At 65.4% G+C, this 26,599-nt stretch carries 25 protein-coding genes; 13 read left to right on the plus strand and 12 right to left on the minus strand.

Features of this window, described 5'->3' with window-relative positions; all coding sequences use genetic code 11:
* The first annotated feature begins 44 nt into the window (after positions 1-44).
* On the plus strand, positions 45-1,400 hold the full coding sequence (locus tag DBO33_RS16945) for a DUF2252 domain-containing protein (protein WP_199856667.1): 1,356 nt from the start codon (positions 45-47) through the stop codon (positions 1,398-1,400).
* A gap of 22 nt (positions 1,401-1,422) precedes the next feature.
* Here DBO33_RS16945 and DBO33_RS43985 read toward each other — a convergent pair whose 3' ends face one another.
* Complete coding sequence (locus DBO33_RS43985; RefSeq protein ID WP_107655909.1) at positions 1,423-1,740, minus strand: LysR family transcriptional regulator; 318 nt, start codon at positions 1,738-1,740, stop codon at positions 1,423-1,425.
* Between the two features lie 77 nt (positions 1,741-1,817).
* On the minus strand, positions 1,818-2,408 hold the full coding sequence (locus DBO33_RS16955; protein ID WP_107655910.1) for an HdeD family acid-resistance protein: 591 nt from the start codon (positions 2,406-2,408) through the stop codon (positions 1,818-1,820).
* Positions 2,409-2,679: 271 nt separating this feature from the next.
* Between DBO33_RS16955 and DBO33_RS16960 the strand changes: the two genes are divergently transcribed.
* Complete coding sequence (locus tag DBO33_RS16960; RefSeq protein WP_107655911.1) at positions 2,680-3,006, plus strand: WhiB family transcriptional regulator; 327 nt, start codon at positions 2,680-2,682, stop codon at positions 3,004-3,006.
* Between the two features lie 136 nt (positions 3,007-3,142).
* Positions 3,143-4,234 (plus strand): AraC family transcriptional regulator, encoded by a 1,092-nt coding sequence (locus tag DBO33_RS16965; protein ID WP_107655912.1) that lies wholly within the window; start codon positions 3,143-3,145, stop codon positions 4,232-4,234.
* A gap of 63 nt (positions 4,235-4,297) precedes the next feature.
* Here the strand turns inward: DBO33_RS16965 and DBO33_RS16970 are convergent, their stop codons facing one another.
* From DBO33_RS16970 to DBO33_RS16980, 3 genes are all read right to left on the minus strand, one after another.
* On the minus strand, positions 4,298-5,926 hold the full coding sequence (locus tag DBO33_RS16970) for a carboxylesterase/lipase family protein (RefSeq protein ID WP_107655913.1): 1,629 nt from the start codon (positions 5,924-5,926) through the stop codon (positions 4,298-4,300).
* 90 nt (positions 5,927-6,016) lie between these two features.
* On the minus strand, positions 6,017-6,487 hold the full coding sequence (locus DBO33_RS16975) for a MarR family winged helix-turn-helix transcriptional regulator (protein WP_199856668.1): 471 nt from the start codon (positions 6,485-6,487) through the stop codon (positions 6,017-6,019).
* 50 nt (positions 6,488-6,537) lie between these two features.
* Complete coding sequence (locus DBO33_RS16980; RefSeq protein WP_107655915.1) at positions 6,538-7,536, minus strand: helix-turn-helix domain-containing protein; 999 nt, start codon at positions 7,534-7,536, stop codon at positions 6,538-6,540.
* Between the two features lie 427 nt (positions 7,537-7,963).
* On the opposite strand from DBO33_RS16980, the gene DBO33_RS16985 reads away from it, so the two are divergent.
* Both DBO33_RS16985 and DBO33_RS16990 read left to right on the plus strand, forming a co-directional pair.
* Positions 7,964-9,073 (plus strand): hypothetical protein, encoded by a 1,110-nt coding sequence (locus DBO33_RS16985; RefSeq protein WP_107655916.1) that lies wholly within the window; start codon positions 7,964-7,966, stop codon positions 9,071-9,073.
* 23 nt (positions 9,074-9,096) lie between these two features.
* The gene (locus DBO33_RS16990; protein WP_107655917.1) at positions 9,097-10,074 is read left to right on the plus strand and encodes a TauD/TfdA family dioxygenase; all 978 of its coding nucleotides are present in this window, start codon (positions 9,097-9,099) and stop codon (positions 10,072-10,074) included.
* Positions 10,075-10,205: 131 nt separating this feature from the next.
* Here the strand turns inward: DBO33_RS16990 and DBO33_RS16995 are convergent, their stop codons facing one another.
* Both DBO33_RS16995 and DBO33_RS42825 read right to left on the minus strand, forming a co-directional pair.
* Positions 10,206-11,270, minus strand: a complete 1,065-nt coding sequence (locus DBO33_RS16995) for a cobalamin-independent methionine synthase II family protein (RefSeq protein WP_107655918.1) — start codon at positions 11,268-11,270, stop codon at positions 10,206-10,208.
* A 506-nt stretch (positions 11,271-11,776) separates the two neighbouring features.
* Positions 11,777-12,163 carry a hypothetical protein gene (locus tag DBO33_RS42825; RefSeq protein ID WP_159080312.1) on the minus strand — a complete coding sequence of 129 codons (387 nt, stop codon included), beginning with the start codon at positions 12,161-12,163 and terminating at the stop codon, positions 11,777-11,779.
* A gap of 165 nt (positions 12,164-12,328) precedes the next feature.
* Between DBO33_RS42825 and DBO33_RS17000 the strand changes: the two genes are divergently transcribed.
* From DBO33_RS17000 to DBO33_RS17015, 4 genes are all read left to right on the plus strand, one after another.
* Entirely contained in the window at positions 12,329-15,568 is a 3,240-nt protein-coding gene (locus DBO33_RS17000; RefSeq protein ID WP_159080313.1) for a CHAT domain-containing protein, read from the plus strand.
* 119 nt (positions 15,569-15,687) lie between these two features.
* Complete coding sequence (locus tag DBO33_RS17005; protein ID WP_159080314.1) at positions 15,688-16,173, plus strand: SLATT domain-containing protein; 486 nt, start codon at positions 15,688-15,690, stop codon at positions 16,171-16,173.
* 200 nt (positions 16,174-16,373) lie between these two features.
* The gene (locus DBO33_RS17010; protein WP_159080315.1) at positions 16,374-16,997 is read left to right on the plus strand and encodes a hypothetical protein; all 624 of its coding nucleotides are present in this window, start codon (positions 16,374-16,376) and stop codon (positions 16,995-16,997) included.
* Complete coding sequence (locus DBO33_RS17015; protein ID WP_159080316.1) at positions 16,990-17,652, plus strand: hypothetical protein; 663 nt, start codon at positions 16,990-16,992, stop codon at positions 17,650-17,652. Before DBO33_RS17010 ends, DBO33_RS17015 begins: the two co-directional genes overlap by 8 nt.
* A gap of 161 nt (positions 17,653-17,813) precedes the next feature.
* Here the strand turns inward: DBO33_RS17015 and DBO33_RS17020 are convergent, their stop codons facing one another.
* Complete coding sequence (locus DBO33_RS17020; RefSeq protein ID WP_107655923.1) at positions 17,814-18,332, minus strand: phenolic acid decarboxylase; 519 nt, start codon at positions 18,330-18,332, stop codon at positions 17,814-17,816.
* Positions 18,333-18,601: 269 nt separating this feature from the next.
* Between DBO33_RS17020 and DBO33_RS17025 the strand changes: the two genes are divergently transcribed.
* On the plus strand, positions 18,602-19,453 hold the full coding sequence (locus DBO33_RS17025; RefSeq protein ID WP_107655924.1) for an SDR family NAD(P)-dependent oxidoreductase: 852 nt from the start codon (positions 18,602-18,604) through the stop codon (positions 19,451-19,453).
* A 25-nt stretch (positions 19,454-19,478) separates the two neighbouring features.
* Positions 19,479-20,420, plus strand: a complete 942-nt coding sequence (locus DBO33_RS17030) for an enoyl-CoA hydratase/isomerase family protein (RefSeq protein ID WP_107655925.1) — start codon at positions 19,479-19,481, stop codon at positions 20,418-20,420.
* Positions 20,421-20,495: 75 nt separating this feature from the next.
* Here the strand turns inward: DBO33_RS17030 and DBO33_RS17035 are convergent, their stop codons facing one another.
* The gene (locus DBO33_RS17035) at positions 20,496-20,990 is read right to left on the minus strand and encodes a PAS domain-containing protein (RefSeq protein WP_107660342.1); all 495 of its coding nucleotides are present in this window, start codon (positions 20,988-20,990) and stop codon (positions 20,496-20,498) included.
* Between the two features lie 198 nt (positions 20,991-21,188).
* Positions 21,189-22,481, minus strand: a complete 1,293-nt coding sequence (locus tag DBO33_RS17040) for a serine/threonine-protein kinase (protein ID WP_107655926.1) — start codon at positions 22,479-22,481, stop codon at positions 21,189-21,191.
* Positions 22,482-22,552: 71 nt separating this feature from the next.
* Here DBO33_RS17040 and DBO33_RS17045 point away from each other — a divergent pair, with 71 nt between their 5' ends.
* On the plus strand, positions 22,553-23,668 hold the full coding sequence (locus DBO33_RS17045; RefSeq protein WP_107655927.1) for a BTAD domain-containing putative transcriptional regulator: 1,116 nt from the start codon (positions 22,553-22,555) through the stop codon (positions 23,666-23,668).
* Positions 23,669-23,738: 70 nt separating this feature from the next.
* On the opposite strand, the gene DBO33_RS17050 is transcribed toward DBO33_RS17045, so the two are convergent.
* Both DBO33_RS17050 and DBO33_RS17055 read right to left on the minus strand, forming a co-directional pair.
* Positions 23,739-24,086, minus strand: coding sequence for a hypothetical protein (locus DBO33_RS17050; RefSeq protein WP_107655928.1), 348 nt, complete (start codon positions 24,084-24,086; stop codon positions 23,739-23,741).
* Positions 24,083-25,009, minus strand: coding sequence for a GNAT family N-acetyltransferase (locus DBO33_RS17055; RefSeq protein ID WP_107655929.1), 927 nt, complete (start codon positions 25,007-25,009; stop codon positions 24,083-24,085). Before DBO33_RS17055 ends, DBO33_RS17050 begins: the two co-directional genes overlap by 4 nt.
* 354 nt (positions 25,010-25,363) lie before the next feature.
* On the opposite strand from DBO33_RS17055, the gene DBO33_RS17060 reads away from it, so the two are divergent.
* A complete protein-coding gene (locus DBO33_RS17060; protein ID WP_234390885.1) occupies positions 25,364-26,596 on the plus strand; it encodes an FAD-dependent monooxygenase in 1,233 nt (410 codons plus the stop codon).
* The last annotated feature ends 3 nt before the right edge of the window (positions 26,597-26,599 follow it).

Here is a 26,599-nt window from a genome sequence, read left to right on the forward strand (position 1 = left end):
TGCTGATTGTTTACCAAGTCGTGGAAACAGGCCATAGTGGTCGAATGACGACAGTGACGACCGCCTTCGATTCCGCCGCGGCAGGACGAGCAACGCGTCAGCGAGTTTCACGTTCTTCGCTCGGGGTGTGGCAATGTCCGCCCGACCGCGAAGACCCCATCGCCATCCTCGAGGAACAGGTCGCCACGCGACTGCCTGATTTGGTGCCGATTCGTTTTGCCCGCATGGCCGCCGCGCCGTTTCCGTTCCTGCGGGGCGCCGCCGCGATCATGGCTGCGGATCTGGCGTACTCGCCGAATACCGGTCTTACGGTGCAGCTGTGTGGCGACGCCCATGTAGCCAATTTCGAGGTGTATGCCTCCCCGGAACGCACCTTGGTGCTCGACATCACCGATTTCGACGAAACGCTACCCGGCCCCTTCGAATGGGACGTCAAACGCCTCGCGGCCAGCCTCGCGATTTCGGCGCGCGCCAACGGATTCGGCGACGACGAGGCGGAGCGGGTGGCGTTCGCGGCGGGACGTGGTTACCGCGAAACCATGAACCGGATGGCCGAACTCGATGCGCTGACCGTGTGGTATTACCAGGTCGACGCGGAAGAAGTCGCCGCACTCGTGCGAAAACAGAAGCAACGCAAAGAGGTCGAGAGTTCGCTGCGGTCCGCTCGCCACCGCACCAGCCTGCACGCGCTGAACAAGCTCACCGAACCCGACGCCGACGGTATCCCGCGGATCAAACATCAACCGCCGCTGCTGGTGCCGTTCCACGGGGACGAAGACGCCCGCGTCGCGCGTGCCCTCGCCGGCTATCGGAAGACCCTGCCCGAAGATCGTCGAGTGCTGCTCGATCGATACGCCCTGGTCGACGTAGCGCGTAAGGTCGTCGGCGTGGGCAGCGTCGGAACCCGTTGCTACGTAGGGCTCTTCGCCGACACGAGTACCGGAAGCCCGCTGTTTCTTCAGGTCAAGGAGGCGGAGGCGTCGGTCCTGGCCCGGCACCTGTCGGCGAGCAAGTTCAAGCATCAGGGCCATCGGGTCGTGCACGGGCAACAGCTCGCCCAAACCTCCAGCGATATTCTCCTCGGCTGGGCGGGTGATGCCGAGGGCCGGTTCTACTATTGGCGGCAGCTGCGCGATATGAAGGGTTCGCCGGATATCGCCGAGATGTCTCGCGGCATGCTGCGCAAGCACGCCACACTGTGCGGGCATACCCTTGCCCGCTCGCACGCTCGCACCGGCGACCGTGTCGCCATCGCCGCGTACCTCGGCACCGGGGACAGTTTCGATCGAGCGATGGCCGAGTTCGCGCTCGCCTACGCGGACCAGACCGAGGCGGACCATAAGTCGTTGTCGACAGCCATCGAGTCGGGCCGGGTAGCGGCTGCGCCCGCCGCGTACTGAGCGTGCGAGGCGCCTTGGCCGCTCAGCCGAGCGTTCGGTGCGTCGAGCCTGCCTGTCGGGTCTGGACCGTCACTGCACGGGAGACCATCAACAGTGTGCGGGCACCGTCGCGCAGGGTGCGTCCCGCACGGGTGAGCGCGACCCGTCGGGTTGTTCGTTCGAAAAGGGCAACGCCGAGGTCTTTTTCCAGGCGGCGCACCGCCGTGCTGAGTGCCTGCTGGGTGATGTGCAGCTTGCGGGCGGCCCGGGTGAAACTGAGTTGCTCGGCCACTTCGAGAAACTGTGCCAGCCGATACAGATTCAGTGGTCCATCGGCGGTCGATAGCCGGATCGGCTCCATGCCTGGCCTTTCTTCGCATCCGTGGGTGGACGCCCGCTGAGAGCGGGCGTCCACCGGGTTTGCTGTGTGAACGCCATTTACAGTTCGGCGGGAATTCTCTTCGCCGCGGAGCGCACCTGAAAGGCATGGACGATTTCCACGATGCCCATGATGACCAGCCAGCAGCCGACCACGAGTGTGAGCCTCGCGATCGAGTGGATCGGCCAGACGACCAGCGCGATACCGCCGAGCAGCAGCAGCACTCCGTAGAAGACGGCCCAGCCGCGGCCCGGCATCCGGCTGGACGCTTCGGCACCGCCGGCCAGGGCGGCGATGCCGCGGAACATCGCGCTGATGCCGACCCAAAGTGCGAGCAGCACAATAGAACTGCCGATATCGCGTAGGCAGAAGAAGGCCAGGATGAACGACAGGATGCCGCTGATGAGCGACATCGCCCGCCAGCCGCCGCTGACCTGTGGCCCGAAAGCGGCGACCGCTTGGAGAATGCCGGACGCCATGAGATAAGCGCCGAAAAGTATGCCCGCCACCACCAGCGTCGGTCCCGGCCAAACCAGGACGATCGCGCCCGTCGACACCGAGATGATGCCGATGGCCAGCAGCGACTGCCAGGCGCCGCGGGACAGCTGGTATAGCGGCCCATTGGTAACTGTTTGGTTGCTAGTAATCATTGCCGCAGCCTATTTCCGCCACAGCCTGCGGTGTGAGGGCATTTCTGGCCGAAAGGGTGCGTTAACCGGACGCGCCCGCCGAACCCGCACAAGTGTAGCGCCGGGGCCCGAGAAGCTGTTGCCGACAATTAACTGTCACTGTAGGTTGGATCATGTTCTCCGACACGGAGATACCTCGGCAGCGTCGCCGCTAGTGCGGGCATCGGCGAACCATGTTGGCCTGCAAGCTATTTCAGAAGCTTGATGGCACGATACGACCCAGGGGGTTGAGATGAAGCTGCGAACACTCGGCGGGCAGTCATGGTTCGGCTCGGTAGAGCGCGAACCGGAGTCGTGGCGCAGGGAGGCCGCGTGTGCCGAAACCGACCCGGACGCGTTCTTTCCCGAGCGCGGCGGCAACTCGCGCGACGCCAAACGCGTGTGCTCGTCCTGCGAGGTGGTCAGGCAGTGTCTCGACTACGCGTTGGGCCATGATCAGAACTTCGGTGTCTGGGGCGGGATGACACCGCCGGAGCGACACCGTTTCGCGCGTCGCGGGATCTCGGCACGCTCCGGCCGTACGCGCGCGGTCACGAAAACTCAGGCGCCGCCGAAGTAGCTTGGGCGGCAGGCTGCCCGGCCGGTGCTGTCGATCCAGCGTGAAATTTGCCACATGTTTGCTAACGTCGCCGCTTTCTCTCGTACTGTTCCGGCAAGAGACCCGCCGGGATGCGAGAGCGAAGGAGTCGTTCGCTATGGAGTTGCGCGATTCGCGATTCAATGCGGCGACCATTCCGCCGGTGCTGCTCACCCGGCTGTGTGATGTTGCCGCCGAGAGCGGTGTGGACACCGCTTCGTGGTTCGCCGGAACGGGAGTGCTGCCTGAACGTCTGGATCTACCTCAGACGTGGGTGTCCTACCGTCAGGCGACCGCGATCATCCGCCGGGCCGTGCGTGCGCTGCCCGAAGGGCCGATCGGGCTCACCGTGGGAGCTCGCAATGCCGCGGTCGGCTACGGGCTGCTCGGCTTCGCGATGCGGTCCTGCCGGACCGTCGCGGACGCGACAGCCGTGGGATTCCAGCTGCGTCGGTTGATCGATAGCCTGCTGGATATCGAACTGAGCAGCGACGGCGAGTTGAGCACCATCCAGTACTTCGAGCGCATTCCCGATCCGGAATTGGTGCGCTTTCTGTGTGAGCAGGCGATGGCGGCGGCGATGTCGTTCGCGCGCTCGCTGCTCGGCGACGACACCGATCCTGTCCGGATCCGGCTCAGCTACCCGGAACCGGCCTACGCCGCCGACTATCGTCGCTTCTTCCGCTGTCCGATCGAGTTCGACTGTGCTGTCAACGAATTGGTCTTCCCCACGCAGCGGCTGGAAACCCGGCTGCCGACCTACAGCGAAGCCAGTCGCAGCGCAGCGCTGGACGCCTGCCGGCAGCTGGGCGGCGACGACACCCGGCAGGACATCGTGGTGTCGGTCGAGTCGATCCTCGCGGAGAACCTGCGCAGCGCGCTCTCCATGGCTCAGGTCGCTGACCGGCTCTTCGTTACCGAACGCACCCTGCGCAGGCACCTGCACGCCGCCGGTGAAAAGTTCAGCGACATCCGGGACCGAGTTCGGCAGCGGCACGCATTGTTCCTGGTCCGGGAAACCGGCGCGACGATCACCCAGATCGCCGTCCGGACCGGCTACCGCGACGTGCGTGAGTTCCGCAGGGCCTACGTGCGATGGAACGGGGAACCCCCGAGCCGGACCCGCAACGCCAACGGACTGCCGCGTCCTGCGGCGGCGAACCCGAACCTTTTCGCGTCGCAGGCCCGAGCGGCGGGCATCGCGTCATAGCGGCCTTTTGCGCTGAGTTCATATCCGGTCGGAGGGGTTTCACGGTAGCTGAGAATTTCTGGGCTACCCGATGTGGCGGATACCCGACCACAGGTCGCAGTGGTGCTGCCGGGCGAACGAGTCGGCTACGGCAATGTGGTCACTGCTGAGTTCGAGGGTGCTGCCCGCGGTGGTCGGCCACGGGGTGAAGTCCGGTGTCACCGGGTCGCCGGTGTGCGCGAATTGCGCCCAGCTCTGCTGGATTCGCCGAGAGAGCAGGTCAGCGGGCGGTGGCAGGGGGATGGGCACGCCCATCAGCCCGGAGAAGACGTAGGGCACCTCCGCGCCGTGGAAGGCGCCCGGTAGCAACGGATTCCGGCCGAGCGGTGCGTCGTTGAACCGGTACTGCCACACCTGGGCACCGCCTCGACGGGCGGCATCGGTGGTGAACAGGGCTGGGCAGGCGAAGAACCCATCCGTGATCACCCGTTCCTTGGCGGCGGCGGGGGTCGGGAAGCCGGACGGTGGGTAGCGGTCCAGGACCTGAGTGCTGTTGTCGCCGAACAGTTGTCGTGCCCAGCTCTGATATTCGGCTGCGGTAGGGGTGGTTCCGCGCGCGTAGTCGAGCAGTGCGAGGAAGGTGGCGCCTTCGTCGGCGTTGCTGCCGACGATCAAGGGCGTGTCGTGTGCTGCTCCGGCGGCCAGGGCTTGTTCGGGTTCGGTGGTCACCACGACTCCGTCGAGAACCGGACTCCATCCCACCGCCATCGACGTCAATGCCGTGGTGGGGGAGTCGAGTAGCGCGTCGGCGGGCAGTGCGCGCAGGCAGCGCAGCCGGGTGATCGGGTCGGCGCACCCCAGATCGGCGGCATAGTCGGCAGAGCGTTGATAGGCGACGTCCTTGCTGGGCGGCTGCAGCGGACTCCTTGCGCATGAACCGCTTTCGATGATGGCCTTGTCGAAAAGTCCACGGGCCAGCGGGGAAGCGAGCTGGGTGCACACGCTCATGCCGCCGGCGGATTCGCCGAAGATGGTGACGTTGCCCGGATCCCCGCCGAACGCGGTGGCGTTGTCGCGGATCCAGCGCAGCGCGGCCTGCTGGTCGAGGGTGCCGTAGGTGCCTGCGATGCCGCCGGTGCTGTCGGCCAGCTCGGGGAGGGCGAGGAAACCGAAGGGCCCCACGCGGTAATTGGGGATGGCCACGATGACTTTGCCTTCGCGCACCAGCCTGGCGGGGGAGTCGTATTGTGCGTTGGAGCCGAGCACGAAAGCGCCACCGTAGAACCACACCATGACGGGCAGCGCGGTATCGGCGGCGTGCTGGGGCACGTAGACATCGATGCTCAGGCAATCCTCGCTCGACTCCTGCAATGCGACGTCGATCGGTAGCGGGGACGACTGCGGGCATTGCGGGCCGTGCGCGATCGCCGGACGCACCTGCGTCCACGGAACAACGGGCTGCGGCGGTGCGAAGCGGTGCTCGCCGGTGGCCGGGGCCGCGAACGGCACGCCGAGGTAGTGCACGATGCCGTCGGTGTGCCTGCCCTGGATCGGGCCGCCGGTGACGGTCACCGCGGTGTCGGGCGCGGCTGGGGCCGCATCGGCGCGAGGATGTGCGATCGCGGACGCTGCGACGGCGAGGCTGATCAGGACCGCGGCCAAGGACGACCATCGGGTCGTATCGAGCCGGAATATGGCGGTGCGTGCCCGCATGAATGCTCCCACAGGAATTATACTTTTGAAACAAAAGCACTGTAAGGCACTGTGGGCGCCGAGGGAACCACTATCGAGGTTCCAGCAAGGTCATTCGCTCAATACCGAAAGCAACTGCTGTAGCGCGGGCAGCGCGGATTCCAGTCGTTCCCGATCTGCGGCGGGTAGCTTCGCGAGAGATTCACGCAGCATGGCAGCGCTCGCGCGGTCGTATCTGGCCAGCAGTTCCCGTGCCGTCGGCGACGCCACCAGCACCGCAGCCCGTCCATCCGTCGGCGACGGCACCCGCTCGACCAATCCCGCCGCGGTCATCGTCCGGATGAGATTGCTGATCGTCGACTGCGCCACCTTCAGTTCGGCGGCCGCGAGACTCGGCGGCACTCCCTCGGTGCCGACCAGGAGACGAAGCAGTTCGATCTGCGCCTCCGGCAGATCCGGCAACCCTTCCGCGGCTCTGGTCCGGCGCAGCACGGCCCGCCGCAGCGGGCCCAGTAAGGCGCTGAGCTGCGCCTCGACCGAGACGGCCGACGTCGATTCGGTTCGAGCAACAGGGGCGTCCACCCGGCCATTCTGCCTGGTGCGCAGTGTTGGGTCCGCGAACGACGGCGACACTAGCGGTTCGGCCGAGCGGCTCGGATCGTCGGAACCGGCGCATCTGTGGCGGAATTGCTCGCCCGCCGCCATTCACTCGGCGCCATGCCGTAGGCGGCGCGGAAGCGCCGGGCGAAATGTGTCGGGTCTCGGAAGCCGTGGTGGTGGGCGACGGCCGCGATGGAGCGTTGACTCGCGTCGGGGCGCGCCAGGGTATGTCGCGCACACTCGAGGCGCTCGGTGATGATCCACTGTTCGAGGCTGAGTCCGGCGCGCTCGCAGAGCTTGTACAGATAGCGCACCGAGATGTGGTGGGCGCGCGCGATACCGGCCGGGCAGAGGTCCGGATCGAGCAGGTGCCGGCGCACATAGTCGCGAACCTGTTGTACCAGAACATCTTCGGGTAGCGCCGTGCAGTCTTCGCTGCCGCCTGCCGCCGAGCTGAACAAGGCGCGCACCATCTCGATGCACGCGGCACCCAGCTCGGGTGCGGCCGGATCCGCATGCAGGGCTTCGGCCGATTCCCCCATCAGCGCAATCTGTTTCGTGACCAGCGAAGCGAGCGCGCTGTGCCGCACCGTGCCCAGGACGCTGCGGATCAACGCCTTGGGTATCCCCAGCTGATCTTCCGGCAGGAACAGTGCCGTGGTTCCGCCACCGTGCCAGTCGAGCTCGTACGGGAGGTCGAAATCCATGAAGAACAGGTCACCCGGCGCGAGTTCGTGTTGTACATCGCCTTGGGTCAGCCGGGAACAGGCGCTCCGCTGCACCTCGACGGCGACGAGCGAACTCGGCGACACCCGAACTTGTTTCGGCGTTCGGATCAGCTCCAGGTCAGGCATCTGCGCCTGAACCAGGCTGACCTGACCGAACTGCCAAGCATCGAGGTGCGCATGGACCGGGCGGTCCGACGGCTTCAGTACCACGTGTGTCGGCGCCGAGGCCTGCTGCACGGTCGCGACTACCGCCTCCACCCGATCCGAGGGAGCGAGCGCATCGGTGTCCAGCACGACCACCATGTCGATCCTCCTTCGTCACCGCTGAATCGACCTGCGGTGCATCGTCAGCCGAACCAACGTGCACGCTGAGCCGATTGTCCCGCCATCCCCGGCGGTACGGTACGAATCAGGTGAGTTGACTTCGCGCAACGAGCCATCGAGTGCTTGCTTCAACGCCGCGGCAAACGCTCCCGAGCTGGGCCCGGCTCGTGAGCGAGGTCAGCCCACCGTAATCCAGAGATCGTGCCGTCGATCGCACTGTTGCGTCAGGGCGCTATACGCGGCAGCGTGGCCGGCAACTCGCGCCGGCCGGGCACGCCGGAACGCTGACCCGCGCATGCGGCGGATCTGCGGTAGGGCGAGATCTCTGATCGCACAACGAAGTTCGACCGGTGGGTGCAGCGGGAAACCCGTCGGGGCCGGCCTCGGCCGGGATACCCTGGTCGGCATGGGCACCTCGGCTACGGCCCCCTACCCGCCAGTGGCGGTTTTCCGGGGAGTGCGTGACGACGGGAAGATCCCGCAGCTCAACGATCGTGTCCAAGGGGAAGCGCGGCGGACTGCGCTGGCGCTGGCCGAGGTGCCGACGCATGCCGGGCCGATCGAACGCACGTCGGCATTGCAGCGAGTCGTTACTGCCGCCGGTGGGTTGGCAGGCGCACTGTCGACGGAACGTGCAGCGATGGTGGGGGAGGATCTCCCCGCGGAGTCGGTGAGCCAGTCGTTCTTTCGGGTTCGCGAGGTGGACCTGTGCGACCAGCAGGCGGCCCTGCACGGGGTGCTCGTGGTCTATCGCGGTGTGCTCGACCTGTGTCGCGCGCCGCTGTCCGGTGCCGACCTGGCGGTAGAAGTCGCGGCGATGCGTCAGGCCGTACTCGACCTCACCGGCAGCACGGCGGGTGACGAGGCCCGCGACGTGCCGCCCAATGCTGTTGTGCCCGAAGAGGTATCGCTGGAAAGCGAATGGACGGCCCGGTGGCTCGTCGGGCATCAGGTGCACGTTCTGTTCAACATCTGTGCGGCGGTCGCGGTGTCGGACGCGGTATTTCATCTGCGTGACGGAGCGGCCGAGGCCGCGTTGGCGCGACTCGCTCATGCCACCACATTCGTCCGTGGTTTCCCCGCGGCGATGACCCACGCCAGCACGATTCCGGTGGACTACTACATGGAGACCGTGCGGCCCACCATGCAACCACCCGACGTGGCGATCCCGTTGAGCGGGCGACAACATCGCGGCTACAAGACCTTTCGCGGCGCGATGAAGGACCTGCTCAGGGCTGTTCCGGATACCTATGACCACCTGGCCGCCCGCGACCCCGACCTCGCCGCCGCCCGCAGTGCGCTGCTCGAAGCCGACCTGGTGGACAGCGAACGCCATGTCACCCTTGCCTATTCGATGGTGCGGTTGCGCCGCTCCATCGCGCAGCTGCCCACCGGTCCGGACAATGCCGTCGGCGAATTGCGCCTGATGCGGCACCGGCGGGCCGCCCAGTACGCGCCGCTGATCCAGTTCGGCGACCACTACATCGCTGACGCCGTGGCCGCTTTGCGGCGCTAGGCGCACCGGGCAGGAGGGCCTTGATGCACGACGCCACCGACGAAATCCCCGACCTGACCTTGGATCCCGACGAAACCGCCGAGACCGATAAGGTCGCCCGTGCGCTGTGCGGCGGTACCCGCGATCGGGTGGACGCCGACGAATGGGTGGCGCGCGCTCGGGACGCGTGGGACGAACTGCCGCTGTCCCTGCGCCGCAGCGTGCGGCAATTCCGACGGCACTCGGGCTCGCGTGGATCGCTGGTGATCCGCGGCTTACCCGTCGATGCTGCCGGATTGCCCGCGACGCCGTCCGTGCCGGATTCGGTACAGCGCGAAGCTACCGTCGCCGCAACGGTACTCACCATGATCGCCTGCGGGCTGGGCGACCCGGCCGCATACCTGGCCGAGAAATCCGGGGCCCTCGTCCAGGACGTCGTGCCGGTGCCCGGCAAGGAAACCTTCTCGGGCAACGCGGGTTCGGTGTTGCTCACCTTCCACAACGAAAACGCCTTCCACCAACACGAACCCGACTACGTGCTGTTGTTGTGCCTGCGCGCCGACCACGACCGGGTCGCAGGGCTGCGCACGGCCTGCCTCCGCGAAGTGCTACCACTGCTGTCCGCGGTGAGCCGAAAGGTACTGTTCACTCCGGAATTTCGCACCGCACCGCCGCCGTCCTTCGGCGTGGACAACACTGACGTCGCACCCCAGCCCTTACTGTCCGGCGCCCCGGAAGACCCCGATATCCGAATGGCCACCATCGCGACCACCGCATTGACACCACGGGCCGTCACCGCGCTCACCGCCTTCGGCCACGCCTGCAATACCGCCGCCCGCACCACCAGACTCGCCCCCGGCGACCTGGTCATCGTGGACAACCGCGTTACGGTGCACGGCCGCACCGCCTTTCGTCCCCGCTACGACGGCGCCGACCGTTGGTTACAACGCACCTTCGCCATCGCCGACCTCCGCCGCTCCCGCGACCACCGCGCAAACGACGGCTATGTGATCACCCGATGACAGACCGCAGGGTTCGGCCTCACTGGGCTCGACTTGGTTGCGGAATTCATCGCACGTCATGCTGGTGAACGCGGGCAGTAGCAGTTGCCGACCCAACTAGGGGGTCGGCTCTGCTCGACGGATCTGTCAGCTCACACGCCGAGTTCTTTGGACGCCGCCGCGGTGCCTTCTATACGGGCACGAACCTTCGCGAACGCGGTTTCTCGCGACGTAGAGACATCGTCGCCGAACGGTGCGAATCCGCAGTCGTCGCACGTGCCGAGCCGATCCACGGGCAGGTGCCGAGCCGCGTTGAGCACCCGGTCCCGCACCTGCTCCGCCGTCTCGACGGTCGGATCGATCGGATCGATGACACCGACGAAGATTCGGGCCTCCGCCGGCAAGTGTTCGGCGATGACTTGCAATACCCGGTCAGGATCGGGCTCGCTGGCAAGTTGGACGTAGAACTGGCCCGCATGAATGCCGAAGAGTTTCGGCAACAACTCCGCGTAGTCGACGTCGAGGCTGTGGGTCGAATCTTGGTCCCCGCCAGGGCAAGTGTGCACGCCGATCCGCTGCCGCTCATCCGGTGTGAAGCGATCGAGCACGCGATTGTTCAGCGCGACGAACGAGTCGAGCACTCCGCCGGAAGGGTCGAGTTTGAGCGACAGCCGCCCCTCGGTGAAGTCGAGTTGGACCGAGTGCGCACCACCATCGAACGCCCCGCGAATATCGGCTTCCACGTTATCCACGAGATCGTCGAGGAACTGTTCTTGCGAGTACCCGCTGATGCCGTCCGCGGGATACAACAGGCTCATGGCGGAAGCCGCGATCACGGCTTGCTTGACCGGCACCGTCGCATACTTCCGCGCAGCCTGCAGATACTGCGCACTGAACGTCGCATACCGAAACGGCCCTGCGCTCAACGCCGGCAACTGCCGCGTGTGACCGTCCGCGAAGGGGATCACCGCACCATCGGGACTGAGGTTCGTCAATCCGGCCAGCGGATAGCTCACAAAACTGGGCTTACTCTGCTCGCCGTCCGTAACTACCGGCGACCCAACCGATTCCAGACGCGCAATGGTGTCCTGCACCGCAGCGTCATAAAGATCGGCGAGAGCTTCGTCCGCAATACGCCCGGCGGCGTGGTCTTGCATTCCTGCCAATAACGCCGCTGGCCGCGGGATACTTCCAATTGGTTCGGTCGGCAAAGGCATGAGAATTTCCCCTTCCCCACAGCGCCGGACCAGATACGTTGCAGGACCGACGAATTGGACTTCCGCTGACCGCAGAAGGTCGCGCTGCCGATCACGGTAGCACGCCGAAACCGCCCCCCACCGGCGTTCAAACTCATCCGGCCTCGAGCATCCGCGATTCGATATCGGCGGAACAAGGATCGGCCGCCCGCGACGGCAACTCGTCCGGCCGGCAGCCGGTCGCCCAATTCGTCACGCCTGTCCCAGAACCTTGCCTCGGGGGTTCGGCCCATCCGACCGCACAACAGCTAGAGTCGATGCCGTCGGTATATCGATTCCCTGCATGATCGGTCCGAGACCGGGGCGCGCAGTCGTGCGCGACCTACCCGAAATTGCTCGATCCAGTTGTGGGGTTCAGCGTTGGCAACATCGGGCGTAGGGAGTTGTTGATGGTGGCGAGCGGGCAAGCCGAACCACTGTCTGGGCAGAATCGTACGTTACGGTCGATCCTGGCTGAGATCGTTGCGTCAGAGGTCACCAGCAGTGCCTTGACCCTGCACGGCAGTGTCGAGCACTTTGTCGCGGCGGGCTGGAGCGAGCGTGCGGACTTGCTCCGTGCGAACCCGCCGTTGGTCGATGCTGTTGTCGCGAGGATCCTGTGCGACAGGGATCTCGCGGCCGCACTGTATGTGCAACGCGCAGTCGAAGTCGGTGTCGAGCCCGCTGTCGAGGAATGCACGATTCTGGCCGTATTGGACGCGGCCAGACGGTCGAAAACGACGTTCGGGCTCGTTGATACGGTTGTGCGAACTGTCGCCGAGATGCGCGATGGTCGAGCGAGCTGGGTGCTGCCACTGCTTGTGCGTGCGGTCACGGAAGCGGCGACGAGAAGCAGCGACCCGGAACTTCGTCACGCGTTCATATTCGCCACCGCGCGAACCGCAGGTGTGGACGAAGAATGTGTGCGCGCCGTCCTGGAGTTGGCAGAGGGCCGTTGGGAAGCGGCAGGGGTCGGTTTAGTCCGCTTCGAAGGGCACTTGGATGAGATGGCGGCAGCGGCCGAGGTCGCGGAAAACTACTTGAGGACTTTCGGCGTTGTCCTCGACGGGGAGCGCTCGGTCGGCGACACGACGGGGCTGTTCTATGCCGCGCGTGATCGGGGGACGGCGGCGGCCTTGGACGAGCAGCGGCGGGTCGTCCGTGCTCGAATCTTGGCGTCGTCGGAGACGATCGGTCCGGAGTTGTACAGCGAGATCGAAGACCTGCTTACTGATTTGATCAATGGTTACGAAGACGACGGGGCGGTGTGGCTGCTCGGCCCAGCGTTATCGCTCGGCCGGAGGGGGATGCGCGAGATATCCACGGATGATCCGCGGTATCCGGAGGTAGCCTCGGCAGTCAGTTCGGTGATTTCGGACCTGGTGGACCGTGGCGACCTTCCCGCTGATCAGATGGTCGAAGCACTGGCTCTGGCGCGGCAGTCGGTGCAGTTGTGTGACGAGAACGACCCCGCCCGAGCGCGGTTCGAGTCCAACCTCGGATATCGGATCGGAATCGCAGTGGAAACCAACGTGCTCGCAGCTGATTCCCTACGAGAGGCCGTGGATTGGTTGGAGAAGGCGGTATCTCGAACCGAGCCCGACGATCCGAACCTTCCTTGGCGATTGTCGAGATTGAGTTCGCATCTGTGCCAGGCGATCTGGGCGATGGTGCTGCCGGCGGAGATGCTGCCGACCGCAGTCCGTCACGCACGGGCGGCCACCGCGCTGGTCGAGCAGGACGATCCAGATAGGTCAGCGCTGGTAATGCTGGAGTGCAACGCAATTTCGCGTGCGATCGATGCTGGTATGCACGATGCCGCCGAACTGGTCGATGCGATCCGTGCTGCAGAAGCCGCAGTCGCGGCAACTCCGGACTACCACCCCGACAAGATTTCGCAGATGGCCAACCTCGGTGGCTTGATCGCAGAGGGCTGGGCTGCGGGGTGGTGCGATCAGGAGCAGTTGCGCACCGCGCTGTCGTTACAGGAGGCGGCGCTGGCCGGCACCGAGGCTGATAGCCCTTACCGGGCCGCGCGGATGGACAACCTGTCCGTGCGCATCTCGGCAGCTGTGTCCAGCGGCATTATTCCGGCTGCGGAGATGATTCGAGCAGTGGAACTCGGTTACGGTGCGGTGGCCGTGACAAAGGAAGGACACCCCGACCGGGTGGGGTTCCTCGCCAACCTGTCGGCCACGCTGTTCACCGCCGTCCAAGTGGGGATTGTGGAACCGGCTGATCTTTGGGTCGGCGTCGAGCTGGCGCGGCAAGCGCTCGATGGCACGCCGGAATCCTATGCCGCACTTCGTGCGTCCCGAGCCTGCACTCTCGCGAGCTTGCTGGCCGAGCTCGACGAGGGGCAGTACCTGCCCGAGGCCGTCGACCGAGCCGAGGAAGCGGTGCGCCTGTGTGGTGCCGATGATCCGGACCGGGTGCTGTACGTCTCCACACTGAGCAGCATTGTGGTCGACGCTGTACGCGCGGGAGTCTTGGAGAGCGACAGGCTGGTCGAGGCTTTGCGACTGGCTCGTGAAGCGGACTGCCTTACCCCGCGCGGCCATCCTGAACATCACATCAATCGATCCAACCTCGCCGCGGTCATTGCGGAATGCGTAGGTGCCGACGTCGTGCGAGATGTCGACTTCGTTGAAGCGGTGGATCTTTCGATCGAAGTCCTCACGATGGTTCCCACTTCCGACCCGGACCGTGCCCGCTGTGTCACGAATCTCGGGCTGGTTCTCACCGACGCGGTACGTCACCGGACGCTGTCCGAACAAGACGCGGCGCAGAAGATGATCGGATTGATCGATGAGTTCTGGAACTGGGCCAGACACGGCGCACCGAGTCCCCACCAACGCGTACACGTGCTGACTGTCAGCGAGGGCCTGATCGCCACCGCCGTTCCTCTCGTGCTGGCCGGCGCGGGGCCACGCGAGGCGATACGCGCTGCGGAGAGTGTCCGCCACTGCCTTGTCGATGCGCGAAACGCGCCTCTCCTGTCCGACATTCCCGGTCACGAGCAAGCAGTAGCGCAGTATCGACTCGCCGCTGCCGAATATTCCCGCGCACAGCGACATTTCGAGGAAGGCTTCGGCGATGCTCGGGACACGACCAAAGCCGCCGCGAGGCTATCTGCAGCCGTCGAGACGATCCGCAGCATCCCGGAGATGGGCGAGTTCGGCAGCCGACCTCAGATTCAGGACCTGGCCAGAAATTTGAGCCCGGACACGTTGGCAATCTATCTGGTAACGCACGCCCTCGGCGGAACTGCGTTGATCCTCCAGCCGAACGGCGAGGCGGCATCGATCGAACTGCCAGAACTCGATGAAGAGACTGTGATCGAACAGATCGATCACCTCCTCGAAAGCCCGGACAATGCGATCGACACAGCCGAGTGGCTGTGGACTGCGATGGCGACGCCGCTGATCCGAGAACTCGGCACCGACAGCGCATGGGCGATGGTTCCCACCGGGCACACCACCATGTTGCCGCTGCATTCGGCAGGCATGGTGAACGGGCCATGGCTCGATGATCTCGTCGAGATCCGGGCGCTGCCGACACTGCGGCACCTCGCCACAACCGCCGCACCGCAGGCCACGGGGCCACCCACGATCGCGATCAGCGCGGCGCCGGATCTCACGTTCTTGAATGGCGACCGGGAGGTGTTACGTGCCTTTTTCCCGGACGCCGAGGTAACCCCCACGGGCGCAAAGCCGACCACGGTGGACTGGACCCTCACGGCCCTGGCCGAAACACGCTGTGCCGTACTGGGCGGGCACGCGCGTTACGACGTCGAGAACGGCGCGTGCCTGGACCTCGACGACGGAGCGCTCACGGCAGCTCTTCTGGATCGGCTGCCACGCCGTCGACGTGACATCGCAGTCGTGATGGCCTGCTCGTCGGCGCAGGTCTCCACCACATTCATCAACGAAACAGTCGGTCTGCCTTCGGGGTTGCTTCAAGCAGGCTTTCGCGGGGTCTGCGCGAGCATGTGGCCGGTGGACGACCCGGTCGCCTTCGTCACGATCGGACGGTTAGTCCAATTGCACGCGGCCGCCCCCGAATGCGTGACCAGCGCCGAGCTCCGCGAGGTCAGACTATGGTTACGCACGGTCACGACCCGTGAGCTACGCCGATGGTTCGCCGAGCTGAACAACGAGATCGGATTCTCAGACGTCGTCAGCGCCGAATTCGACAATTGGCTGGCCGTGCACGGTCCCCGCGCCCGGCCGATGCGGGATCCCGTGCACTGGGCGGCGTTCGCGTATGTCGGCCGTTGAGAGACGGTCCTCAGCCTAAGGAAATCGGCTGCCTGCCAACTGATCTCGATGCCATCGGCGCTCCGCCGAGGGTGTCGATATAAGATGCCGGTGCGGGCAAAGGGGCGATTGTGGGCGATATGCGAAGTCGTTTCGGGGACGAGGCGGAGCAGCTGATCAGCGATCTCTTGTACACGGAAAAGGCACACTTCGCCTCGGCCGAGTCCGCTCAACGGTTCCACCGTCTTCTCGGTGGCACGGCCGCGGTGGCCGGCGCAGTCGCTGCGGCTGCGGTCGTGGCTGAATGGTCGCCGTCGCTTGCGGCTATCTCGGCACTGACCGCCAGCGCTTCCTCTGCGGTGCTCACGCTGGTGAACCCGCAGGAGTCCGCGCAACAGCATCTGGACACCGGTCGTTCCCTCGCAGCCTTGCGCGTCGAGGTACGTCAAACCCGAGATCTCGATCTGGATCCACGATCCTCGGTGCCGTTGCCCCAGGTGCGGGAGGCGTTGCGGCGCTTCGCCGATCGGAAATCGGAGATAGACCGTGCGGCACCGGGACTACAGGAGCGGCCGTTCCGTCGGGCTCAGGCCAAGGTGGCCCGAGGCGACTTCGAGGTCGAGTAACCGCGCCCTAGGATTGATGTGGGTCCACCCACGCTTCGGGAGACGACAGGAGGGGTGACTTGCCTTCGACCGACTCTGACGTGCACGTGACGTATCCGCAAGACAGTGCGGGTTACCGGCCGACCGACGCGCATCTGGAGTTCCTCGGCGTCTGCGGTGAGCAACTCCGAGAGATGTCGGCGAAGACAGTTCCGCTCGGCATGACACCCGACGACTACAAGAAGTTTGTCGACGAGCTGGTCAAGGCTGCCGCTCTCGACGGCATCACTCAGATCGACGTGCGACTGAAAGGCAGTTCTGGCCAGTTCTACTCCGGTAGGCACAAGCAGATGGCCTATAACCGGGATCAGATCGGGGGATACATCCGGCAGATCAGGGGGGACTATGCGTTGTCCTTCGAATTGGACGCCATCATGGAACAGTTGGTCAGCGTGTGGGATGACCCAGACAACCGGCCCCACGAGCGACCGTTCGACTCCTACTGGCGGCTCGGCATATCCGGACAACCCAGCGACTACGACATCCAGATCTGCAGCAACACGATCGCCGAACGTGCACGTGAACGACTGCCGGAGTTCGGCCTGACCTCTGAGTACGACGACAAAGCCCCGACATATGGGTACATCGATCACAAGCTTGTCGAACGAGCAGCACCACGACTGTTGTTCTGGTCCCGCCGCGAGACCGAACGACTGCGCCGTCCTGTCACAATCGCCGCCTTCCCGTCGGAGGGGCCACACCAGCTGACCGGAGAACACGCCGCATTATCGAATCACCTGCGTTCCCAGGATTGGATCATCTGGCGAAGCGGAACCGATGAGTGAGCCCGCTGTGCCGGTGACCACCCAGTGGACCTACCACCTCAGCCACTGGCCCGGCCGTACCGAGATCGAGGACCTCCAGCGACTCGGATTCACCTTCCCCACCATCGAGGATCAAAACGAGTGGATCATCGGGTTCCTGATCCTCGACGACCGGCTCGAATCCATGGCCATCGTTTATGTCACCCGCAGTACCGCCGACGCAGGTATCGATTTCGAACTCCGTGCAGCGGGTCAACCCCCTGGCCGTGCTGCTGAAATATTCACGGCGATACAGGGATTCGTAACGGCCGACACCGGATTCGAATCGATTGATGAGGAAATCGCGCGGCTATGGCTCCTGACGGACGAACAACTGTTGCAGGAGTTCGGAGCACAACTCGTCCACGGTGCACGAAACGATAGCGGCGGTGAACAGGACCTACGGCGACGTGCGCAGAACTGGTTCGCCACCAACCACTCCGAGCTTCAAGATCTGATCTGCGGCAACCCCGACGTCCGGAGAATCACCGAAAGTCCCGAAGGTGTCGCGCGACTGGCTGGCCTGCTGACCGAATTGCTGGCCGGGCCAACTGTGCACGGTGTCGCCGTCTATCTCCTCCGGCGAGGTCTCGACAAGCTTTGTGCGCCAACCGATAACATCGACCAAGACAGCTAGTTCGGCCACACCCGGCGGCGTCCGAGGACGGTGCGGAGGCTTGGGCGTCGGGGCGCACCGCCATCGACAGGAGCGAACAGGGCGCCGCCCGAAGAGGTTACCCACGCCGCCCGGGTCCGAATCGGGCCGGATCCCATCGCTCGGCTCGCGGTGCGGTGGGATCAGTTGGTGCGGGTGACGTAGTCGGCGGGCAGGTCCGCGGGGGCGCAGGCGATGACGGTGTCGTCGTCGAGGCCGCGGTCTTCGAGGAAAGTGATCCGGGCGGACTCCGCGATCACGTAGATCGGGTAGGTGGGGCCCTGGTCGCGGTACTCGGCCATTTCAGCCAGGTGCTCGTTCTGGAAGCAGACCGTGTGTTCCGGGTGTTGTTTGACCCACTGTGGGAAAAAGATCACGCCGTGGAGTCGGCGCTGGGCGGGCATGATGTTGACGCTGACCGAGGTGCCGGTCGGCTCGGTCCAGGAGAGTTTGTAGTTGTCCGCGTCGAGTCGGGTGAGGTCGACGAACTGCCCTTTGACCCAGCGGCCGCCGACCATGCCGGCATGGATGCGGTAGTCGATCGTGGTGGCGTTGCGGACGTAGAGCTCGTACTGCCAGCCGTTGTCGTAGGTGTAGATGAGGTGCTTGCCGACGATCTGAGATAGGTCCTGCGTGGTGTCTTGCTTTGTGGAAGTCTCCATCGCTGCCTCCTCGGTAGAGATGTGACATTACCACAAGGTAGTTTTGTGCCAAAAGTACTTTATCGGGGCTCGACTAGTAGAGGTTCCGGGCCGGGCAGGGCTGGTCAGTACCGCACGCGGCGGGCAATAGACGCTATGTGCACGGGGCTGATGGTTAGCGCATCCGGTTGTGCGTGCAGACAGTTTTCGTCCGGAGGTGGGCCGAACTCCATGTTGGAGAGTGATAGTTCTCTAATGTGGCGACGTGAGACCGAGCGAAGGGCTGCGACATGTCTGATAGGCGGCTGGACGGCAAGGTGGCGGTGGTGACCGGAGCCGCGTCGGGGATCGGGGCGGCGACGGCTGTCGAATTCGCCCGCCGCGGTGCCACGGTGGCCCTGGCCGACATCGATGAGCTGGGAATGAAGGAGACGGCGGATCGAGTGGCCGGGCTCGGTGCCGAGGTCAGCACGCATCTGGTCGATGTGGGGGACGAGGATTCGATCTATGCCTTCGCCGACGGCGTCGAAAGGCGCTGGGGCAGAGTGAATATCGTGCTGAACAACGCCGGAGTCGCGGTGCTCGGGGATGGCGTCACGATCAGCGACGAGAGTCTGCGCTGGATCGTGGACATCAACTTCTGGGGCGTCGTGCACGGCACCAGGGCGTTCTATCCGATTCTCGAGCGATCCGGCGGCGGCACCATCGCCAATGTGTCGAGCGTGTTCGGGTTGCTCGGCATGCCATGTCAATCCGCTTACAGCGCAACGAAGTTCGCGGTTCGTGGATTCACCGAATCGGTGCGGATGGAACTGCGGCTCGCGGGATCGTCCGTGCGCGTCATGGCGGTGCATCCGGGCGGTATCCGGACCAATATCGCGCGGTCGACCAGGATCGAGGGCACCGGTGTCGCTCGGGCCGGTTCTGCCGCAGCCAATGTCGAGATGTTCGACCGGATAGCGCGCACGACACCGGAGCAGGCGGCGCTGGCGATCGTGGACGGAATCCGGCGCGGCAAGGCGAAAGTGCGGATCGGTGCGGACGCGGTCGCGCTGGACGTGGTCCAGCGACTGTTCCCGGTCGGTTACCAGCGGGTGATGCCTGCGGTGATCAGGCTCGGACTGCGTCGCGCTCGACAGTGAAAAGACCTTCGGCAGAAGAGGAATCATGATTCGTACCGAACGTGACGGCACCGTCGCGACCGTATGGCTGGACAATCCGCCCTACAACTTCCTCACCAGTGACATCATGACCGCTCTCGCGGAGCTGCTCACCGCGCTCGAACGCGAGGACGCCGTCCGCGCGGTAGTGCTCACCAGCGCGGTGGAGGATGTGTTCGTCAGCCACTACGACGTCGCCGAGATCCTGGCCGGCGCCGAGGCATCGCCGGTCACGCTGACCCGGCGCGCCGCCGCCGCGGCTCTGCACACCAGCCGCGCCGCCGATCATGTTCCCGGTGCACAGGCGGCACTGGCCCGGGCCGGTGCGGGTGGCGTCGCCGATCTGCGTCGTTATCACGAGGTGTGCCGCCGAATGCGCGACTCCGACAAGGTATTCGTCGCCGCGCTGAACGGTCGCACGCTCGGTGGCGGCTGTGAGCTGGCGCTGTCCTGCGATATCCGGTTGATGGCCGACGGCCCCTACGAGATCGGTCAACCGGAGATCCTGGTCGGGATCATCCCCGGCGGCGGTGGCACGCAGATGCTTACGCGGGTGCTCGGTGCTGCCCGCGCGCTGGAATTGTGTCTGGAGGGTGCCCCGATCACTCCCGCCCGAGCGCGCGACATCGGCCTCGTGCACCGATTGGTCGCGCCGGCCGACTTGCTGGACGAGGCCCGCAGTACCGCTGCACGGCTTGCCCGCAGGTCACCGGTTGCGGTCAAAGCCCTCAAACGTGCCATCTACGAGGGGGGCTCGGAATCGTTGGAAAAGGGGCTGCATATCGAACGAACCGGATTCCTCGAGACGAGCTCGACCGCTACCGCACAACGCGCGATGGGGAAGTATCTCGAAGAGATCCGCGAGGTCGAGACCAGCGGCCGGGATCTGGCGTCGTTCATCGCTGATCGTTTGCCCCGGTGGGTCGAGGGCGAGGTGGTCGACTTCTGAAGTGGACGACTGCGCCTCTCCCGGCCGGGTGAAGCCCGGCGGGGGAGAGGCGCTGCGTGGCTGGTGCAGTGGTGCTCAGCCGGCGTCTGCCGACTCCAGCAGTCCCGGCACGGTTTTGGTGGTGTTGTGGCGGAAGATGTTGACCGCGCCCACTACCTCGTCGGACTCATCGCGGATCGGGAAGACGTTGACCAGCGCGAGCAGCCGGAAACCATTGGGCTGTTCACAGATGACGTCGGCGTCGCGCACGGTGCCACCGTTGTTGATGACCACCGACGGCGGGGCCGCCTCGTGCGGCATGACCTCACCGGAGGGGTAACGCAGGCGGAACGCGCCGCAGTACTTCTCGCTCTTACCGAGTTCAGGACTGCGCCCCCACGCTCCGATAGCGGTCTTGTTGCAGGCGATCAGCGTGCCGTCCTTCTCCAGGACGTACATGCCGACCTCGATGTCGTCCATCGCGGCCTGGTCGCCGAGCAGGCCTCCGGGCACCAGGTGACCGTTCTCGAGCTTGCCGTGGAACGTGAGATCGTTCAGTTCGCCGGCGGTAATCTTTTGACTGATACTCATTTCGCTTCCCATCACTCGGAATAGAGCGTCCTAGCAGCGTTCGATGAAGAAATCTGGGCGCGTCGCTCAGCCGAGTAGAGGTGACTTCCGCCCCCTTTCACCGCCCGTTAGTATACCGAAATTGCCGTCCGGGCAGTCGGTTTCGCGAGAAGGAAAATGGCCGGAGCAGGGAGTCGATCACGTCCCTCGCAGTGCAGGTCAGCAGTCCGTGACCGTGCGGCAGACCGGTAGCGGTTCGAAAGTGGCCAGGAAAGGCAGCAGACCGCCGAATGTATCGCGGGCGAAGGCGCCGTATTCGCGGTCGGCGTCGTAGCGGTGGCCGACATTGACCGCGCCCGCGAACGACGATTTCACGGTAGGACCGCTCACGTAAGTGGTGCCGTCCTTTTGTTTCTTGACCGGCTCGCTCTGGCTCTGGATCGAAAAGGGCCCTTCCCGGTGCTCCCGTTCGTTGGTGCGCGGGTAGTAGAAGTAGAAGGTTGCCTCGTTCTTGGCCGTATCTACTGCTGTGCACAGTGCTTTGGGGCCGCGGTCGGACTTCAGGTAGGGCGTGGGGCATTGCAGAGGGAACGGCGGGCCGGGTATCTCCACCACGCCCGGTGCGGGCCACGGATCGCCGTCGATAAGGTTGGGGCGCAAGGTATCCCAAGTTACGAAAGCCGCCGCCACGGTCACGGTCGTGCCGAATGCGACCGATGCGAGGTGGCGACGATGGTTCGTCGCGAGCGCGGTGGTCGCGGCGGCGGCGAGGTCACCGCAGGTCTGGTAGCGATCGGCGGGGTCGGCAGCGGACGCCTTGGCGATCACGGCCGCTAGGCGCGGCGGGAGCGATTGGGCGGCAACGGCACCCGGGAGCCGGCCGGTGAGCAGTTCGTGCAACGTGACACCGAGGGCATAGACGTCGGTACGTGAGTCCGTGGCCTCGCCTGCCCACTGTTCCGGTGCGGCGTAGGCCCGGGTGAGCATGGGCGGCCCGGCGGTCTCGGTGGCATCCGCGTCGGTGGTGCGGGCGATACCGAAATCTCCGATTAGGATGCGGTCTTCGGTGCCGAGAAAGATATTGGCGGGCTTGATATCTCGGTGCACAAAGCCTCGCCGATGGGCATGGTCGAGGCCCCTGGCGACCTCGGTCACGATGTGCACCGCGCGGCGCGGGTCCAGTCCGCGCCGATGCCGGCGCAGGTGGCGTGCGAGGTCGCCACCGGGGACGTAATGCATGGAGATCCACAGCAGACCGCTTTCGATGCCGCGGTCGTGAATGCCGACGATATTCGGATGATCCAGCTGCGCAACCAATTCCGCTTCCCGCTCGAACCTGGACCGGAAACGCGGATCGGAACCCAGCTCGGGATCCAGCACCTTCAACGCCACCGACCGCGGTAGCCGCGGGTGGTGTGCCAGGTACACCGTGCCCATACCGCCGGAGCCGAGACGTTCGACGATGAGATGGTCGGCGAAAACCGTACCCCGTAGCAAGGACGGGGCGGCCATACTGCACCTCCTGCACGAGAACGCATCCAGAATACCCGCTGTGTTCCGGCGCCACCGCCTATCCTGGGCAGATGCCCGACGAGACTGTGCCGTCGGTGGAAGTGCGCTTGCTCGGACCCGTACAGCTGCTGGTCGACGGCTCGGCACTGAATATCGGCGGCACCAAGCCTCGGGCGGTGCTGGGGATGCTCGCCGTCAACCGGCGCCGGGTGGTGTCGTCTCATGCGCTGGCCAACGGTATTTGGGACGGCCGTCCGCCGCGCCGGTTCGCCCCGACGCTGCACGTGTTCGTCGCCGATATCCGCAAAGCCCTGCGGACGGCGGGGGCCGACCCGGCCGCGATCCTTCGCACGATCACCCCCGGCTATCAGCTCGAACTCTCCGACAACTGCTGCGACGCAGCGCGTTTCGAATCGAAGCGTGCCGCAGCCACCGCGGCGGCCGCAGCGGGCGATCACGCCGGTGCGCTCGCGCATTTCGACACGGCACTGGCGCAGTGGAGCGGCGACCCGCTCGCCGACCTGCGCGGCCTCGGCTTCGCCGACAACTTCGCGGCCGAGCTGGCCGACCGCCGCCTGAATACGGTGCTGAGCCGGGTCGACGCCGAAATCGCCCTGGGGCGTGCGGCCGAGTCGGTCGGTGCGATGAGCACACTGGCGGCCGGCCATCCGGTCAACGAGGCCGTGTGGCGCAGGCTCGTCACCGCGCTGTACCTCGCCGGCAGGCAAGCCGAGGCGCTCGACGCGTGCCGGCGGCTACGGACGAATCTCGCGGAACTGGAGGGGCTCGATCCCGATCCGGTCACCCTGGCCCTCGAGCAGCAGGTCCGGCGTCAGCAGCCGCTGTTGCCGATAGAGTTACCGCGTGGCAGAACCACCACGGCGGCAACACAATCCGCACCGCGCGCGGTACTGCGTGTGTCGGATGGCCGGACTGTCGAGATCGACAACGGGGTTCGGATCGGCAGGCAACCGGACAACGATCTGGTCCTCGACGACGCACGCGTGAGTCGGCATCACGCGCGGCTTGTCGTTCGTCAGGCCGGGATGCTGCTCGTCGACCTCGGCTCGGCGAACGGAACCTATGTCAACGGCGTGCAAATCGTGACCGGCACCCTGGTCGCCGACGGCGATACGATCCGAATCGGTTCGACGGCAATGAGAATCGAGAGCCTCGACGATGGGTAGCCGACCGGATAGGTGCCTGGGCTGTGGATAGGGCGAATCCCCATGCAAGCAAAGGGATTCGCCCGCTGGCTCATCCGCACTTGTAGGTGCCGTGATAGGCGTCTTGGATACCCCAGGTAACGCGGTCGCGGCCGCCTGCGGGAGTGTGCCGGCAATCCAGGTTGGGTCCTTCCTTGTCGACGAACCAGTTGACGCCGTAGCCGCAGTTGTTCGTGACGTCCAGCTTGTTCTGGCGCCAGTCGGTCGAGTGCCGGACATCGACGCACGCGGGCAGCGGCGTGCGTGCCGCTGCCTCGAACTGTGCCGCGGCCAACGGTTCCGGTGTCGCGGCATACGCGGTGGACGGCGCGATCGCTGCGGCGGCTACCCCGAGGCTCGATACGCCGACGAGCATCCTGCGGCGAGCAGTTGACTTCATGAGAGTTTCCTTTCCTTGCCATCCGAGGTCGATTCCTCGAACGTTTGATCTGCGTAGATCGCGCAGAGGTATTGGTCCCAGTAGCGGCCGGCGTAGTAGACGTGGTCGCGCAGTCGGCCCTCGACCTGGAAGTAGCGGCCCTCGCCGCTGCTCAGCTGCGGCCAGTTGAATCCGGGGACCTCCAGATACAGTTTGCGAAATGGGAAGGTGCGGAACAGATATCGGACGAAGAGCGTGATCACCTCGGCGGCCAGTCCGGTTCCGGCGTACGCCGGCTCGAACACCGCGCCGATGTAGGCGTGACCGCCGTGGCGGTCGGCGCTGTAGGCGACGACGTGCCCGGCGGGTTGGTCGTCGTCGATGCGACGCACGACGTACTGCGTGACCACCTGCGCCCACAGTTCTTCGACAAAACGTTCGGGCGCGGGCGGTGCCCCGCGGTAGCGCCAGCGGAAGCAGTTCTCCGGGCGAACCGCGAGCGCATAGAGGTATTCGGTGTCGCCCGGCTGGAGGGCGTCGAGCCGGAACATCGAGCTCTGCATGACAGGAGCGAGCGGATCGGATTGTGACGGTGGCAGTTCCGGCACCGAGGCCGGGTCTGACGATGCAGTGTTCCCGGACCGGATGGTGAGTTGAACATGTTTGCCCGCAACGGTTTCCGCGAGCGACAGGATATCGCCGACGGTGCCGCGGCGTTCTTGGTCGGTCTGCACGCGCACACCGTGGGAGTCCAGCCACGCCGACAGGGTCATCATGTCGAGGCTGTCCAAACCGAGGTCTTCGATGAGCCGGGCGGTATCGGGAAGGGTCGCGGGATCGTGCTGCAACAGATCCGCGAGCTCGGCGCGCAGCTCTTCTCGGTTCGCCGCCGTGCGCAGGCCGATGCTCGGCATCGTCTCGAAATCCCAGTCAGCACTTGCCATTTCCCACCTTTTTCGGTCGATTCCGAATGGATGAGACAACCGTAGAATCCACTGCTTAGTGGAATCTTCGGAGACGATTAGCGGGTACCGTGCGGCGAGTTGAAAGCCGAGGGGAACGTGGCAGCCTCGCGATGGTTTGCCCTGCGTTCCGCAGCCGCACCCCCGGCAGCCGACACACTCGGGTCGGCTGAGCGTGGAAGTGCAGCAGACGCTCGGGTCGGTGCGGAAGGCGGCAGAATTCGGCTGTACCGATGAATTTCGTGTGTGCGCCTAGTCGATATGGCTGGATACACCGACAGCGGTGTGCCCGCGCTGGGGCGGTTCCGGTGCGGGAGGAGACACATGGAGGTAGTGATGAGCGTCGAGAACCCTGCGCACGAGCACACGATCCGGCCGGGTGAGCAGGTGAGTGGTCCCAAAGTGCTGGTGGCGGGGGCGAGCATCGCGGGGCCCGCGCTGGCCCACTGGTTGCGCCGGTGGGGCGCCGCGGTGACCGTGGTGGAGCGGGCTCCCGCGTTGCGTCCAGGCGGGCAGGCGGTGGATGCGCGCGGGGTGGCCAAGGAGGTCATCCGGCGGATGGGGCTGGACGCGGCGGTGCGCGCGGCCTGCACCGATACCGCCGGCGCGTACACCGTGGACGTGGACGGCAACGTGCTGGAGACCTACCGTGCCGATGACCACGGTGGCGACGGATACATCGCGGAGATCGAGATCCTGCGCGGAGATCTGTCACAAGTGCTCTACGACGACACCCGCGACGGGGTCGAATACATCTTCGGCGACCGCATCGCCGAACTCGCCCAGGACGCAGACGGCGTCGACGTGGTCTTCGAGGGCGGCGACCGGCGACGCTTCGACCTGGTCGTCGGGGCGGACGGACTGCATTCCGCTACCCGAGCGATGGTTTTCGGATCGCACGAGCAGTTCATCCGCCACCTCGGGCACGTGCTGGCCTTCTACAGCGTGCCCAACGAGTTCGAGCTGGACCGCTGGCTGATCGACTATCAGGAGTCCGGGCGCTCCGCCGGCCTGCGGCCCGTCCCGGACGCCACCCAGGCGATGGCCATGTTCTCCTTCCCCGCAGGGGATTTCGATGTCGACTACCGCGACGTCGAAGCCCAGAAGCGCCTGCTGCGTGAGCGAATGGCCGGCTTCGGCTGGTTGACCCAGGACATCCTCGCGCACCTGGACAACACCCCCGACTTCTACCTCGACCAGGTCGCCCAGGTGGTGATGGACCGCTGGTCGAACGGACGGGTGGTGCTGCTCGGGGACGCGGCGTTCAGCCCGTCGCCGCTGTCCGGGGCAGGCACCGGGCTGGCCCTGATCGGCGCCTACCTACTGGCCGGCGAGCTGGCCGCCGCCGGATGGAACCCGGAAACCGGATTCGCCGCCTACGAGAAGCAGATGCGCTCGTTCGTCGAGGCCAACCAGGAAATCGGCCGATTGAGCGCCCGCAGCCGCGAGGTCCCCGGCCCAGACGCCGAGCCGAGCGTCGACTTCTCCAGCGAATGGTTCGCCGAACTGGTCGAGCGTGCGATCAACGGGGTAGAGCTGCCCGACTATGGGTCGACGCTGGATAGCTGAATT

It is taken from the genome of Nocardia suismassiliense (assembly GCF_900269665.1).
GTDB lineage: Bacteria > Actinomycetota > Actinomycetes > Mycobacteriales > Mycobacteriaceae > Nocardia > Nocardia suismassiliense.